A 14,768-nucleotide genomic window follows, 5' to 3' on the forward strand; every position below is an offset into this window, starting at 1 on the left:
CTTGTGGCGAGGGGATAAATCCCTCGCCACCGTTCAGCGCTGTGCTGGCTGGCATTAGATTTTTGGATCCATCTTCCCGTCCATCAGCTGCCTTGCACCGGCAAATTGCCGCCCTACAAGCGGTAGGCTAAGCTCTGCCTATTGGGGGCTTTGAGCGATTCGCTCATGTTTTGCCCTCCCGGGAATTCGTTTGCCTATCCTCATCCATGATCCGCTCAATCCCCCGGCGGTGCTCTCAAGCGCCTGCCGTTGCTCAAGGCAGCGGTAGCGTTTATCGCGGCGGTGTGCCTGTGCCTGTGCGGCTTGCTCTACCTGCAACTGGAACAGTCCCGGCGCCACGACCTCGAGGCAGCGAGTGTAGCTTCGGCCAACCTTACCCGGGCCATGGCCCAGCAGGCCCAGGATACGTTCCTGCAAGCTGACCTGGTGCTGGCCAGCCTGACCGATTGGATTCAGAACGATGGTTTCGGTCCGGCGCTGCAGCCACGCCTGCACAAGACCTTTGCCCGGCGCGTGCAGTCACTGGAGCAATTGCATGGCCTGTTTCTGTTCGACAAGAGCGGCCATTGGATCGTCACCTCCTTTGATGACTTGAAAAAAGGCGATGGGGTGGCGGATCGGGACTATTTCGTTTTCCATCAGCAGAATGCCTCGTTGATCGCCCATATCGGGCCGGCCATCCGCAGTCGGCAAAATGGCGATTGGATCATTCCCATTTCCCGGCGCGTGAATGATCAGGACGGCAATTTCCAGGGCGTGCTGCTGGCCGGTATCAAGATGTCGTACTTCGATAAGTTCTTCAAAAGCTTCAGCCTTGACGACAAAGACGAGATGGCCCTGGCCTTGTCCGACGGCACATTGCTGGCCCGCCGACCCTTTGACGAGGCGCAGATCGGCCGGGCCATGTCCCAGGAGAGTCTCTTCCGGCATGACCTGCAGGCCAAGGAGCCTGATACCGCGATGATCCGCTCCGTCGACGGTGTGGTCAGGCTTTATGATCACCAGCATTTGCAGGCCTATCCCCTGATCGTCACCGTTGCGATGTCCAAGCAGGCGATCCTCGCCGGCTGGTATGGCAAAGCCTTTCAGTCCAGCCTCATCGTGGCCCTGGTGGTCACGGGCATCTGTCTGTTCGGTTGGGTGTTTGTGCGCCAGGTGCGTAACAGCGAACGGATCGAGGCCGACCTGCGCAAGGCCCAGGAAGCACTGAGGCTGATTGCCACCCATGACAGCCTGACCGGGCTGGCGAATCGTCGGCTGTTCGGGCGGGCCCTGGACATCGAATTTGGCCGGGGCGCCCGCCAGCGCAGTCCCTTGAGTCTGATCCTGCTCGATATCGACTACTTCAAGCGCTACAACGATACCTACGGGCATGTGGCCGGGGACCATTGCCTGGCAGAAGTGGCGAAAGTGCTCAAGGGCTGCTGCCATCGCAAGGCCGACCTGGTGGTGCGCTATGGCGGTGAAGAGTTCGCGGTGCTGTTGCCCGATACCGACCTGCAGGGCGCCATGACGTTGGCTGAGCAGATCCGCCAGAGCCTTGTCGACAAGCACATCACCCATTCCGGTTCTCCCACCGGCTACCTGACGGTGAGCCTGGGTTGTCACGCCTTCGTGCCCAGCAGCCTGGACAGCATCGAGGTCTTTATCCAGAGGGCCGATGCGGCGCTTTACCAGGCCAAGCACAGCGGCCGCAATCGGGTGGCGGCGTGGTCTAACGAAAGTGGCCTCGATAGGCTGGAGCGTTCGGACCGTTGAGATCCATTGGAATCATCGGTGGTTGACGAGGGTCCATTGCTCAGGATCTCGCCGTTAGCCGATCGGACAGGAGCTGGTAAATGGAGACCGCTGCCGATATTCCTTCCAACGTCACGCGCCACACGCCGATTACCCGACGCCTGGTGGTCGCAGTCGCCGGGTTGTTTGTCCTGGGCGTCCTGGTGGCCGTTGCGGCATTGTTCAACATAGCCCGGGAACTGGATGCAGAAGACGTGCGCAAGACACACTTCTACATCGAGCGTGCCGTGGAAAACCGTATTATCGCCTCGAAGAACTACATCACCAGCTACACCTACTGGACCACTGCCTATGAGCACCTCAACGGTGAGGTGGATGTGCACTGGGCCTATGCGGAACAGAACATGGGCAAGACCCTGTTCACCAACGACGGATACGAGGGGGTGTTCGTCGTCGACCGTGAGCGCACTAAATATGCGGTGGTGCGGGGGCAGAATGTCCAGGCGGAGGCGGCAGCGTACATCGATGTGCCCTTGAAGGAGCTGGTGGATCAGCTCCAGGGGCAATCCGACCTGACCGTTCCTGCGATCCGCTACACCTTGTTCGAAGGCTGGCCGGCCATCGTCACCGCTTCGGTGATCCTGCCCAATGACGAGCGTCCCCGGGTCGATGCCAAGGGTACATCGGTCCTGTTGTTTGTCGACCAGTTGACTCCCGTCAAGCTGCGCGCGCTGGGCAAACGTTATGGCCTCACCAACCTGAACCTCAAGAAGGACGACGAACTTACGTCCGGCCAGCCGGCGGTGCCGCTGGACAGCACCGGCTACAGCCTGGTGTCACACCTCGAACAGCCGGGGCTGCAATTGCTCTGGTCACTGATGCCGCCATTGGGTGGGGCGCTGTTGATCCTGGCGCTGCTCACGGCCTATTTTTTCCGCTATGCGCTGCGTACGGCACGGCAGGTGGATGCCAGCTACGACAGCCTGGAGCGCTCGACCCAGGCCCTGGAGGCCAGCGAAGAACGCTTCCGCGCCGTGGCCGAGGCTGCCTCCGACTGGATCTGGGAAATCGACGCCCAACGGCACCTCACCTACTTGTCGGGACGCTTCAATACAGTCACCGGATTTTCTGCCCAGCAATGGTTGGGTCAGGACATCGAGCAACTGCTGTATTGCGACACCATCCCGATTGGCCTGTGGCTGGGCGACCTGACGGAAGAGCAGGGTGCGAGCAACCTGCGCTGTTCCTACCGCGATCATTCTGGGCAACTGCGCTTCTGCCGAGTTTCGGCGCGGCCTATATACGACAAGTCCGACGTGGTGGGTTACCGTGGCACCGCCAGCGATATCACCGACGAGGTGGCGGCCCACGCCCAGGTCCAGCATCTGTCGATGCACGATGCGCTGACCGGCCTGCCGAACCGCAACAAGCTGGCGCGGCACCTGGAAGAGGCGCTGGCCGCCAAAGAGCATTCCGCCCCGTTGACCTTGCTGATGGTGGACTTGGACAACTTCAAGCCGATCAACGATTCCCTGGGCCACCCGGCCGGCGATGCGGTACTGCTGGAAGTCGCCCAGCGCTTGCGCGACAGTACCCGTGAGCAGGATCTGGTGGCGCGGCTGGGCGGCGACGAGTTCGTCGTGGTGCTCAGCGGGATGGAGAACACCACTGAGATCGACCGATTCTGCGCACGGCTGATCGATAGCCTGCAGCAACCGATCCATTACGAAACCCATGCCCTGCACATCGGCGCCAGCATCGGTATTGCCGTGAGTCGTCGCCAGGGGTATGTGCCCGGCGAGTTGATTCGCTGTGCCGACATTGCCATGTACCAGGCCAAGTCCGAGGGCAAGAAGACCTGGTGTTATTTCGCCTCGCAGATGAACGACCAGATCCAGCATCGACGCCAGCTGGAAAGCGATCTGCGCCAGGCACTGAAGAACAACGAATTCATCTTGCACTTCCAGCCACGCTACAAAGTCGACGGCCGGGAGATCGTGGCCGTCGAGGCTTTGGTGCGTTGGCAGCATCCCACCCAGGGCCTGCTCGGTCCCGATGCTTTTATTCCGCTGGCCGAGCAGACCGATCTCATCGTTCCGCTTTCCCGCTGGGTGCTGCGCGAGGCCTGCGAAACCGCGCTGACGTGGCCGGGGAGCCTGATGGTTTCGGTCAATCTGTCGCCGGCGCAGTTCGAGCGCAGCGATGTGGTGGAGGACGTACGCCAGGTGTTGATCGAAACCCGTTTCCCCGCGAGTCGCCTGGAACTCGAAATCACCGAGAATGTGATGCTCAACGATGTGGACGGCGCCCTTCAGGTCATGAATGCCCTGAAAGAATTGGGCGTGCGTCTGAACATGGATGATTTCGGGACCGGCTACTCCTCACTGGGGTACTTGCGCACCTATCCTTTCGACGGCATCAAGATCGACAAGCGCTTCATCGCTTCCATGAGCAACAGCAGCAACGACCGCGCGGTCGTCCAGGCGATTATCAACCTGGGCAAGGCGATGGGCCTGACCGTCACGGCCGAGGGGGTGGAAACCCTGGCTCAGCTCGGCTCGCTGGGCTCGGACCAGTGCCACGAGGTACAGGGCTATTTCCTCAGTCGTCCGATCGATAAACAGGCCTTTTCGAACTTGCTGGAAAACCCCCGGCCGCTGACGAAAACCGGCTCCTGATACCCTGGCATCTTGGCACTTCGAGGTCCTGGCCCATGAAAAAACTGCGGATCGCGACTTTCAATATCAATGGCATTCGCGCCCGGCTGCCCAACCTGCTGGAATGGCTGGAGCGGGAGAAACCCGACATCGTTTGTCTTCAGGAACTCAAGGCGCTCGACAAGGATTTCCCGGCGGCCGAGCTGGAGTCGGTGGGGTATGGATCGATCTGGCACGGCCAGGCATCCTGGAACGGCGTCGCGATACTGGCCCGAGACGCGCAACCGCTGGAGAGTCGGCGCGGCTTGCCCGGCAATGAGGACGACAGCCACAGTCGCTATCTGGAGGCGGCGGTGCATGGCGTACTGGTCGGCTGCCTTTACCTGCCCAACGGCAACCCGCAGCCAGGGCCCAAGTTCGATTACAAACTGGCGTGGTTCGAACGGCTGATCGATTACGCCCAGGCCTTGCAGGCCAGTGATCACCCTGTGGTGCTGGCTGGCGATTACAACGTGGTGCCCACTGACATGGATATCTACAACCCGCGTTCCTGGCTCAAGGATGCCTTGTTGCAACCCGAAAGCCGCGAGTGCTATCAACGGTTGCTGGACCAGGGCTGGACGGATTCGCTGCGCCATTTGTACCCGGACGAGCGGATCTACACCTTCTGGGATTATTTCCGTCAGCACTGGCAGAAGAACTCCGGGCTGCGCATTGATCACCTGTTGCTCAATCCCGCGGCAAGCCCCTATCTGAGCGAGGCGGGCGTGGACGCCTGGGTCAGGAACCAGCCGCACCCCAGCGATCATGCCCCTACCTGGATCCGGCTGGCTTCACGCAAGCGGCGCTGAGCGCCCGACGCGTCTCGGTCGGTTGTTGTCTATGTAACGGGAATGCCTTATATCTGGCGCCAACCGCAGCGTGCTGCCTGTCAGCCCTGCACCGGACCAGGAGAAGGACACCCTAAAATGAACCAGCCCCGACTGAGCGATTCGCGTCGCTATCTGCAACGCTTGGGCTTCGACACCCCGCCAGCCCCGACGCTCGATACGTTGCGTCAGCTGCAAAACCGCCACACGGCCGAATTCCCCTTTGAAACCCTCTCGACGCTGTTGCACCAGGCGGTGCCTATCGATTTGGAATCGGTGGAGCGGAAAATTTTCGAGCAGGGGCGTGGTGGCTACTGCTACGAACTCAACCAGTTGTTCCTGGTGCTGTTGCAGGCATTGGGTTTCGACGCCCGCGGTATCACTGGCCGGGTGGTGATGAACGCGCCCGAAGGTGCCTGGACCGCCCGGACCCATCGCCTCAGCTTGGTGACAATAGACGGCGTGCGCTACATCACCGATGTCGGCTTCGGCGGCATGGTGCCCACCGGGCCGCTGCTGCTGGACAGTCGCGACATCCAGGCCACCCCACATGAGCCGTATCGCATCGAGGACCAGCCGGACGGCTACCTGCTGCGGGCCAACGTCGCGGGTGAATGGCGGCCGATGTACCTGTTCGACCTGCAACGCCAGGAAGACATCGACTACACACTGGGCAACTGGTACGTCTGCAACCATCCCGACTCGCCCTTCATGGGCCGGTTGATGGTGGCCCGCACCGGTGACGGTTTGCGCAAGACCCTCAACGGCAACAGTTATGCCGTGCACCGGATGGGGCAGGAGAGCGAGCGACGGGTGATCACCGATGCCGATGAACTGATCGATCTGTTGGAAAACGAATTCGGCCTGCGGGTGCCACCACGGGAATTGCTGCGGCCTGCGGTGGCTGAGCTTCTCGAGGGATAGGTGGCGCTCTCCGTTTTTGAGGGCGCAGGCAGAGCAAGCTCATGGATCACGCCGATTAGCTGATGGGAAAAGTGTATACAACTCTATGGACATTTGTCCTGAGTTTTGAATACAGTGTGCCCATAACAAAAACCAGGGAACCCCCGAACCATGAAAACGCCCCATGTTTCACTCCCTCGACCCGAGGACGAAAACCTCGGTGTCGGCGCGAATATGGCCTACGGCCTGCAGCATGTGTTGACCATGTACGGCGGCATCGTCGCCGTACCCTTGATCATCGGCCAGGCGGCCGGGCTGTCTTCGGCGGACATCGGCCTGTTGATTGCGGCGTCATTGTTTGCGGGGGGGCTGGCAACCTTGTTGCAAACCCTCGGCCTGCCGTTCTTCGGTTGCCAATTGCCCTTGGTGCAAGGCGTATCGTTTTCCGGCGTCGCGACCATGGTGGCGATTGTCGGGACCGGCGGGGAGGGCGGCTTCCAGGCCATCCTGGGGGCCGTGGTCGCCGCGTCCCTGATCGGTTTGCTGATCACCCCGGTGTTTTCGCGAATCACCCGTTTCTTTCCGCCGCTGGTCACCGGCATCGTCATCACGACCATTGGCCTGACCTTGATGCCGGTGGCGGCGCGTTGGGCCATGGGGGGCAACAGTCACGCCGCTGATTTCGGCAGCATGGCCAACATCGGCCTGGCCGCCGTCACGTTGGTGCTGGTGCTGCTGCTTAGCAAGATGGGCAGCGCGACGATTTCCCGGTTGTCGATTCTGCTGGCGATGGTGGTTGGTACGGTGATCGCCGTGTTTCTCGGCATGGCGGATTTCTCATCCGTCAGTGAAGGCCCGATGTTCGGCTTTCCCACGCCGTTCCACTTCGGCATGCCGACGTTCCACATCGCTGCGATCCTGTCGATGTGCATCGTGATCATGGTGACCCTGGTGGAAACCTCGGCCGACATCCTGGCAGTAGGCGAGATCATCGACACCAAGGTCGACTCAAGGCGCCTGGGCAACGGTCTGCGGGCTGACATGCTGTCGAGCATGATCGCGCCGATCTTCGGTTCCTTCACCCAGAGTGCCTTTGCCCAGAACGTCGGCCTGGTGGCGGTGACCGGGATCAAGAGCCGTTTCGTGGTGGCCACCGGTGGGGTGTTCCTGGTGGTGCTCGGGCTGTTGCCGTTCATGGGCCGGGTGATCGCTGCAGTGCCTACCTCGGTGCTGGGTGGCGCAGGCATCGTGCTGTTCGGTACCGTGGCCGCCAGCGGCATTCGCACCCTGTCGAAAGTGGATTACCGCAACAACGTCAACCTGATCATCGTCGCCACCTCCATCGGTTTCGGCATGATCCCCATCGCTGCGCCCAACTTCTACGACCATTTCCCGAGCTGGTTCGCGACGATCTTCCATTCGGGTATCAGTTCGTCGGCGATCATGGCGATAGTTCTGAACCTGGCGTTCAACCACTTCACTGCAGGCAACTCCGACCAGCAGTCAGTCTTCGCCGCCGGCACCGAGCGGGTGTTGCGTTACCAGGACCTGGCGGCGCTGCGTGAAGGCGATTACTTCAGCGACGGCAAGCTGCATGACTGCGATGGCAACGAGATTCCGGTGGTGGCAGAGCCTTCCCACTCCACGGCGGAGCATGGGTCGGTACGGCTGAAAAGCGGCGAGCATGTCTGACTTTGCCAACTGAGCATCAGCGGCAAATCCCCTGTGGGAGCGGGCTTGCTCGCGATAGCGGTGGATCAGCGACAACGTTGTCGACTGACATGCCCAATCGCGAGCAGGCTCGCTCCCACAGTTGATCGGGTGAATCCAGTACCAGATTCTGACCGCTACCCCTGTGGGAGCGGGCTTGCTCGCGATAGCGGTGGATCAGCGACAACGTTGTCGACTGACATGCCCAATCGCGAGCAGGCTCGCTCCCACAGTTGATCGGGTGAATCCAGTACCAGATTCTGACCGCTACCCCTGTGGGAGCGAGCCTGCTCGCGATAGCCGTGGATCAGTTCACCTCAATGTTGAGCTGTGCTGCCGACCAATAAAAAACAGCCTGTGATCGAGGATCACAGGCTGTTTTTGGTTCGGTTACCAGCGACCGTAATGGCCATGGGGCGGGCCGTAGTAGTAGCCCCGTGGTGGCCCGTAATACACCGGTGCCGGGCGATAGTAGACAGGCCGCTCGATGTACACCGGCTGTGGCTCGTAATAGACCGGTGGGGGTTGTTGTACATAAACCGGTTGCGGCTGGACGTAGACCGGTTGTTGCACGTACACCGGCCGGTCACGGTTGATGAGCGCCGAACCGACAATAGCCGAGCCGACGATTGCACCAAACACTGCGGGGCCCTCCCAACCACCGCGACCATGGGCGGATGCCTGGCCGGTGACCGCGAGTGCCCCCACGAGCAGGGCGATGACAGGGAGTTTACGATTCATGGTGGTTCCTCGTTTGGCCCCGTTTGTAACAGACCGATAAAAAGGTCACGGGGATACTTGCTCTGACAACGATTTTCTCAGGATTTTCAGCGCCGTTGGGTAAATATTGTGTAAGGTCGGTCCGGCGGTGACCCCGCTTGTCAGAAAGTGAATGCAAGGAACAAACATGCAAATCAATCCCAACAAAGACACCCAATTGTGCATGTCGCTGTCGGGGCGGCCCGGAAATTTCGGCCTGCGGTTTCATAATCACCTGTATGAGCAGTTGGGCCTGAACTTCTACTACAAGGCTTTCAGCAGCCGGGATTTGCCTGGTGCGATCGGTGGTATCCGCGCCTTGGGCATTCGCGGGTGCGGCGTGTCGATGCCGTTCAAGGAGGCTTGCATTGCCTTGGTCGATGAACTGGACGCCTCCGCCGCCGCGATCCAGTCCATCAACACCATCGTCAACACCGATGGTCATCTGAAGGCTTACAACACCGACTACATCGCCGTCGCCCAGTTGCTGCAAACCCATGCCGTGCCCAAGGACTCGTCCTTTGCCCTGCGCGGCAGTGGTGGGATGGCCAAGGCCGTGGCCAGCGCCCTGCGTGATGGCGGCTACCAGCAAGGGCTGATCGTCGCCCGCAACGAAACCGCCGGGCGGGCCCTGGCCGAGTCCCTGGGGTACGAATGGCAAGCCGAGCTGGGTGAGCGGCGGCCTCGGATGCTGATCAATGTCACGCCGATCGGCATGACCGGGGGACCGGAAGCCGATCAACTGGCGTTCGAGCCCGACGCCATCGCGGCGGCAGAGACCGTGTTCGACGTGGTGGCGATTCCATCGGAAACGCCGCTGATCGTGCGCGCCAGGGCCGAGGGCAAGCGGGTCATCACCGGGTTGGAGGTGGTTGCGATCCAGGCCCTGGAGCAGTTCGTGCTGTATACCGGCGTGCGGCCCAGCCTGGAACAGTTCGAGAAAGCCGTGGCGTTTGCCCGGTCCGCATAGGACCTATTCCAGCCGTGCGAGCCGTTCTTCCAGTGCCGCGATTCGCGCTTCGAGTTCTTCGATGCGCTCCTGCGACACACCGCTGCCGGCGCCGCGTTCCACCGGGTGCTGGCGGGCGGTAAGGATCGCTTCGATGTCCGCCGGGTCGCCCATGGCATGGACGTAGCGATCCTCTCGCTGCCCGGCCTGGCGTGGCACCAGCAGCGCCAGCCCACGGGCAATCAGGCGTTCAAGTTGATGCAGCACCTGGTCGGTGTCTTCGAAATCGTGCATGCGGCCACTGCGGGTCAACAGTTCGTTGACCGTTTGTGGGCCGCGCAGGAACAGCAGGCCCATCAGGATGACTTGGGCCGGTACCAGCTCCAGGGCCTTGTCGACCCGATGCTCCCAGCGGTCGGCGCGGCTGCCCATGACCAATTTGGTAAAGCCGCGGCCCTCCAGCGCCCGCAGGCTCTGGCCGACCTGGCCCGGGGTGAGGTTCATCACCGGTTCACGGCTGGTTTTCTGGTTGCAGGCCAGTACCAGGGCGTTGAGGGTCAATGGGTAGGTTTCCGGGTTGGTGGCCTGTTTTTCGACCAGTGCACCGAGGATGCGGATTTCCGTGCTGTTGAGCCGTGGTTCTTCGGCCTGGCCTTGTTCTTCGATGCTCATCGCGCGTCCCCTATGCTGTGAAGCCGCCTAGCCTAATCCTTGCGCAATAAAAGACAAGGTGTGCAACAAGCCGTGGCTATAATCGCATCCGTTTGATGTGCTCCTTCCTTTCACCTGCATGAGATCGCCATGACTATTTCTCTGTACGCCGCTTCCATCCCGGTTTTCAAGCAGATGCTCAACGCCATGAGTGACGTCCTGAACAAGGCCGAAGCCCACGCGACTGCAAAAAACATCGAGCCGAACGCTTTCCTGCAAGCCCGCCTGTACCCGGACATGTTCCCGCTGGTACGTCAGGTGCAGATTGCCGTGGATTTCGCCAAGGGTGTGTCCGCTCGCCTGGCCGAGATTGAAGTGCCAAAGTATGACGACAGCGAAACCACCTTCGCCGAGCTGCAAGCCCTGATCGCCAAGGTATTGGCCTTCATCGACGGCATCAGCCCCGCGCAGATCGATGGCAAGGAAAGCATCGAGATCATCACCCGCCCAGGCACGCCGAAGGAAAAACGCTTCACCGGTCAGAACTACCTGCTGACCTACGGCCTGCCGCAGTTCTTCTTCCACGTCACCACCACCTATGCGCTGCTGCGTCACAACGGTGTAGAAGTGGGCAAGCGCGACTACATGGGCGCGTTCTAAGCCTGCCGGCATGAAAAAGCCCGGGACGGTGTGAGCCGTTCCGGGCTTTTTTGTGGCTGTCTGTCATGTCCTCGGCGTAGATACTTCCGCTATCGCGAGCAGGCTCGCTCCCACATTGCGGTTGCCGCTGGCCCCTGTGGGAGCGAGCCTGCTCGCGATGACGGTGATGCATCCACCGCAACGGTTATGCCGTGCGAGCCAGTTTCTCTTCCTCACCCAGGCATGCCGCCGCAGTGAACAGCACATCGGTGGAAGAGTTCAGCGCTGTCTCCGCCGAGTCCTGCAGGACGCCGATAATGAACCCAACGGCCACCACCTGCATGGCGATTTCGCTCGGGATACCGAACAGGCTGCACGCCAGAGGGATCAGCAGCAGCGAGCCGCCAGCCACGCCGGACGCGCCGCAGGCGCAAATGGCTGCGACGACGCTCAACAGCACCGCTGTCGGAATGTCCACCGCGATCCCCAGGGTATGCACCGCGGCCAGGGTCAGTACGGTGATGGTGATAGCGGCACCGGCCATGTTGATGGTCGCACCCAGCGGGATCGATACCGAGTAAGTGTCCTCATGCAGGCCCAGGCGGTTGCTCAGCTCCAGGTTAACCGGAATGTTGGCCGCCGAGCTGCGGGTGAAGAACGCGGTGATGCCGCTTTCGCGCAGGCAGGTGAACACCAGCGGGTAGGGGTTGCGCCGCAGTTTCCAGAACACGATGAGCGGGTTGACCACCAGTGCGACGAACAGCATGCAGCCGATCAGCACGGTCAACAGGTGCAGGTAGCCGAGCAGGGCGCCGAAGCCGGAGGTGGCCAGGGTCGAGGCGACCAGCCCGAAAATCCCCAGCGGGGCGAAGCTGATCACCAGGCGCACGATCACGGTCACGCCGTTGGACAGGTCATCGAGCACGGTGCGAGTGGTTTCGCCAGCATGACGCAGTGCAATACCCAGGCCGATGGCCCAGGCCAGGATGCCGATGAAATTACCGCTGGTCAGTGCGCGGACCGGGTTGTCCACCACGCTGAGCAGCAGGCTCTGCAGCACTTCGCCAATGCCACCGGGAGCGGTGACGGCGACGTCCTGGGCGGACAGCACCAGGCTGGAGGGAAACAGGGTACTGGCAACGACCGCAACCACCGCCGCAGCGAAGGTGCCCAGCAGGTACAGGAACAGGATTGGCCGGATATGGGTTTCCTGGCCCTGCTTATGGTTGGCGATCGAAGCCATGACCAGCACGAACACCAGGATAGGGGCCACGGCCTTGAGGGCGGACACGAAGACCTTGCCGATGAATGCGGTGGATTTCGCCACGTCCGGCGCCAGCCAGGCCAGGGCGATACCAATGATCAGACCAATGACGATTTGCGTCACCAGGCCGGTGCGTTTGAAGCGTTGCAAAAGAGAAGGGGATAAAGCAGTCATAACGGCTATCCATGTGTTTTTTGTTGTGGGCGACGGTCGGCGTTCAGGGCAACAAGCGGGCAGACCACGTGAGCGGGACCGGGAAAAATGTTCAACGTTTGCGGGGCGCGGACTTTAGCACAGCCCGGTAAAGAATCTGACGGACCTGTGACGATCCGTCACTCAGGTGTTTAAGCACATTTGTCTGTCGCCCACATTCTGTTAGGCTTTGGTCCTCTCACCTCTCTCTTCTTCCAGCGGGCCTCAAGCCAACGCTGGTGTTGTCGTTTTGCCGGAGTTCTGCATGTTGTTACCCATTTTCCTGTTGTCGGCCGCCGGCTTCACCGTGCTGACCACGGAATTCATCATTGTCGGCCTGCTGCCATCCATCGCTCGCGACCTGCACGTCAGCATTCCCCAGGCCGGATTGCTGGTGACACTGTTCGCGTTTACGGTGGCGGCGTTCGGTCCATTCCTGACAGCCTGGTTTGCCCGTTTCGAGCGGCGCAGGCTGTTTATCAGCGTACTGCTGATGTTCGGCCTGGCCAACACATTGGCGGCCGTTGCCCCCGATATCTGGGTCATGGCCATTGCCCGGTTGATCCCGGCCCTCGGCCTGCCGGTGTTCTGGGCACTGGCCAGCGAAACGGCGGTGGACATCGTCGGGCCGCAGTACGCGGGGCGGGCCATTGCCCGGATCGGCTTCGGCATCGTCTGCGCCACGGTATTCGGGATCCCGGTGGGAACGCTGATATCCGATGCGTTCGGCTGGCGCAGTGCGTTCGCAATCCTGGCCGTCATCGCTTTCGCCAAGGCGTTATTGCTGTTCATCTACCTGCCGAAAACCAACCTGCACTTGCATCAGGTCAGCTTCCGCTCGCAGTTCAAGATCCTGCGCAGCCCGTTGATGCAAGGCCATGTACTGTTGTCGATCCTGGTGTTCAGCGGCATGTTCACCGCCTACACCTACCTGGCCGACATCCTCGAACGTCTCGCCGGGTTCGATGGCACGCTGGTGGGCTGGTGCCTGATGGGGTTCGGCGCCGTGGGGCTGGTGGGCAATTCCCTGGGTGGTCGAGCGGTGGACCGGCATCCGCTGATTGCGTCGATGGTGTTCTGCCTGTTCATGATCGGCGGCATGGTGGCGTTGGTGCCGAGCATTCACTCGACCCTGTGGCTGGCCGCGGCGATGGCGATCTGGGGCGTGACCCAGGCCGCTCTGTTCCTCGTCAGTCACGTGCGACTGATGAAGGCCGCCCCGGAGGCGCCAGCCTTCGCCGCGTCGCTGAACATCGCTGGCGCCAACCTGGGCATTGGCCTGGGGGCGATGGTCGGCGGGCGTGTCATCGATACGCTGGGCCTGGGCAGCGTCGGTTTTGCGGCGGCCGGTTTCATCCTGGTATCGATCCTGCTGGCGTTGCTGCTGATGACTTTCAAGCCCCGACCCGTCCACGCTTAGTGGAACAACTCGCGACGTGCGCCTTCGGCAATCGCGACGATGCCCGGGTGGCTGACCTTGCGTTCCACGGAGATGGCATAGAACGACTCGCTCACCGCGTCGGTCTGGCCGATCTCCTGCACGCCGTACTGGCGCTTCACTTCTTCGGCGATCACGCTCGGGCCGATGAAAATGCCGCTGCCTGACTGACCGAAGGCCTGCATCAACGCGCTGTCGTCGAACTCACCGACGATGCGCGGCTGGATCTGCTGCTCGGCGAACCAGCGTTGCAGGCGGCTGCGGACCACGGTTTCCGGGCCGGGAATCAGCAGGGGGGCGTCCTGCAGGCCTCGAGGAAAATCCTGCCCGTAGCGTTCGGCCAGTGCGGCGGTGGCGAAGAAGCTGATGCCGCATTCCCCCAGTTTCTGGCTGTAGCCCTTGATGTCCAGGTGACTGGGCATCGGACTGTCGGAAATCACCAGGTCCAGGCGCTGGATCGCCAGGTCCGCCAGCAGCCGTTCGAGTTTGTCCTCGCGGCAGGTGATGCGCAGCGGTTCGCTCAGCTCCATGGTCGGCGCCAGCAATCGATAGACGATGGACTTGGGCACCACGTCCGCCACCCCGACCCGGAACAGCGTCTGTTGTTCGTTGGGCTGGGCCCGGAGCATCAGCTCCAGTTCGCCTCCCAATTGGAACATGTGCTCGGCGTAGGGCAGCGTCTGGCGCCCGGCTTCCGTCAATTCCAACTGCCGTCCGACGCGGCGAAACAACTTGATGTTATACGTCTGCTCGAACAGGGAGATCTGTCCGCTGATGGTTTGTGGCGTCAGGTTCAGTTGCTCGCACGCCCGCACGATGCTGCCCGTCTTGGCCACCACCCAGAAGTAATGCAGTTGTCGATAGTTGAGCATGGGTTCACATGGTTTCGTAAAAACCGAAGTATAACCGCTGAAAATACGAATTTTCCTGAAGTATCGACGTCTCTAGAATGCCTGGCCATTGGTGAGCCATCTTCGGGCTCCATGTTTCCTCAGAGGCT

11 protein-coding genes and 1 pseudogene are annotated in these 14,768 nt (G+C 61.2%); 8 read left to right on the forward strand and 4 right to left on the reverse strand.

What is annotated here, in order from left to right; translation table 11 throughout:
* Positions 1 to 190 precede the first annotated feature (190 nt).
* The 5 genes and pseudogenes from PCOSP_RS10295 (at position 191) to PCOSP_RS10315 (ending at position 7,858) form a co-directional block, all read left to right on the forward strand.
* Positions 191 to 1,758 (forward strand): annotated as a pseudogene (locus PCOSP_RS10295) (sensor domain-containing diguanylate cyclase).
* An 80-nt stretch (positions 1,759 to 1,838) separates the two neighbouring features.
* Positions 1,839 to 4,415 (forward strand): bifunctional diguanylate cyclase/phosphodiesterase, encoded by a 2,577-nt coding sequence (locus PCOSP_RS10300; protein WP_139641678.1) that lies wholly within the window; start codon positions 1,839 to 1,841, stop codon positions 4,413 to 4,415.
* 35 nt (positions 4,416 to 4,450) lie between these two features.
* Positions 4,451 to 5,245, forward strand: coding sequence for an exodeoxyribonuclease III (gene xth / locus PCOSP_RS10305; RefSeq protein ID WP_139641680.1), 795 nt, complete (start codon positions 4,451 to 4,453; stop codon positions 5,243 to 5,245).
* 117 nt (positions 5,246 to 5,362) lie between these two features.
* On the forward strand, positions 5,363 to 6,187 hold the full coding sequence (locus PCOSP_RS10310) for an arylamine N-acetyltransferase family protein (RefSeq protein ID WP_464711063.1): 825 nt from the start codon (positions 5,363 to 5,365) through the stop codon (positions 6,185 to 6,187).
* A 150-nt stretch (positions 6,188 to 6,337) separates the two neighbouring features.
* Positions 6,338 to 7,858 (forward strand): nucleobase:cation symporter-2 family protein, encoded by a 1,521-nt coding sequence (locus PCOSP_RS10315; protein ID WP_175361242.1) that lies wholly within the window; start codon positions 6,338 to 6,340, stop codon positions 7,856 to 7,858.
* 408 nt (positions 7,859 to 8,266) lie between these two features.
* Here PCOSP_RS10315 and PCOSP_RS10320 read toward each other — a convergent pair whose 3' ends face one another.
* A complete protein-coding gene (locus tag PCOSP_RS10320; RefSeq protein ID WP_041021191.1) occupies positions 8,267 to 8,617 on the reverse strand; it encodes a hypothetical protein in 351 nt (116 codons plus the stop codon).
* 166 nt (positions 8,618 to 8,783) lie between these two features.
* Here PCOSP_RS10320 and PCOSP_RS10325 point away from each other — a divergent pair, with 166 nt between their 5' ends.
* Positions 8,784 to 9,605: a shikimate 5-dehydrogenase gene (locus tag PCOSP_RS10325; protein ID WP_175361243.1), complete on the forward strand. Its 822-nt coding sequence runs from the start codon at positions 8,784 to 8,786 to the stop codon at positions 9,603 to 9,605.
* 3 nt (positions 9,606 to 9,608) lie between these two features.
* On the opposite strand, the gene PCOSP_RS10330 is transcribed toward PCOSP_RS10325, so the two are convergent.
* Entirely contained in the window at positions 9,609 to 10,256 is a 648-nt protein-coding gene (locus tag PCOSP_RS10330) for a YceH family protein (protein WP_175385292.1), read from the reverse strand.
* Positions 10,257 to 10,385: 129 nt separating this feature from the next.
* On the opposite strand from PCOSP_RS10330, the gene PCOSP_RS10335 reads away from it, so the two are divergent.
* Positions 10,386 to 10,895: a DUF1993 domain-containing protein gene (locus PCOSP_RS10335; protein WP_139641690.1), complete on the forward strand. Its 510-nt coding sequence runs from the start codon at positions 10,386 to 10,388 to the stop codon at positions 10,893 to 10,895.
* A gap of 184 nt (positions 10,896 to 11,079) precedes the next feature.
* Here the strand turns inward: PCOSP_RS10335 and sstT are convergent, their stop codons facing one another.
* On the reverse strand, positions 11,080 to 12,312 hold the full coding sequence (gene sstT, locus PCOSP_RS10340) for a serine/threonine transporter SstT (protein ID WP_139641692.1): 1,233 nt from the start codon (positions 12,310 to 12,312) through the stop codon (positions 11,080 to 11,082).
* 283 nt (positions 12,313 to 12,595) lie between these two features.
* Here sstT and PCOSP_RS10345 point away from each other — a divergent pair, with 283 nt between their 5' ends.
* A complete protein-coding gene (locus PCOSP_RS10345; protein WP_175361245.1) occupies positions 12,596 to 13,750 on the forward strand; it encodes an MFS transporter in 1,155 nt (384 codons plus the stop codon).
* Here the strand turns inward: PCOSP_RS10345 and nhaR are convergent.
* Complete coding sequence (gene nhaR, locus PCOSP_RS10350; protein ID WP_041021197.1) at positions 13,747 to 14,640, reverse strand: transcriptional activator NhaR; 894 nt, start codon at positions 14,638 to 14,640, stop codon at positions 13,747 to 13,749. The two genes, PCOSP_RS10345 and nhaR, sit on opposite strands and share 4 nt — an antisense overlap.
* Positions 14,641 to 14,768: the final 128 nt, after the last annotated feature.

Source organism: Pseudomonas sp. MAFF 730105 (assembly GCF_055380705.1).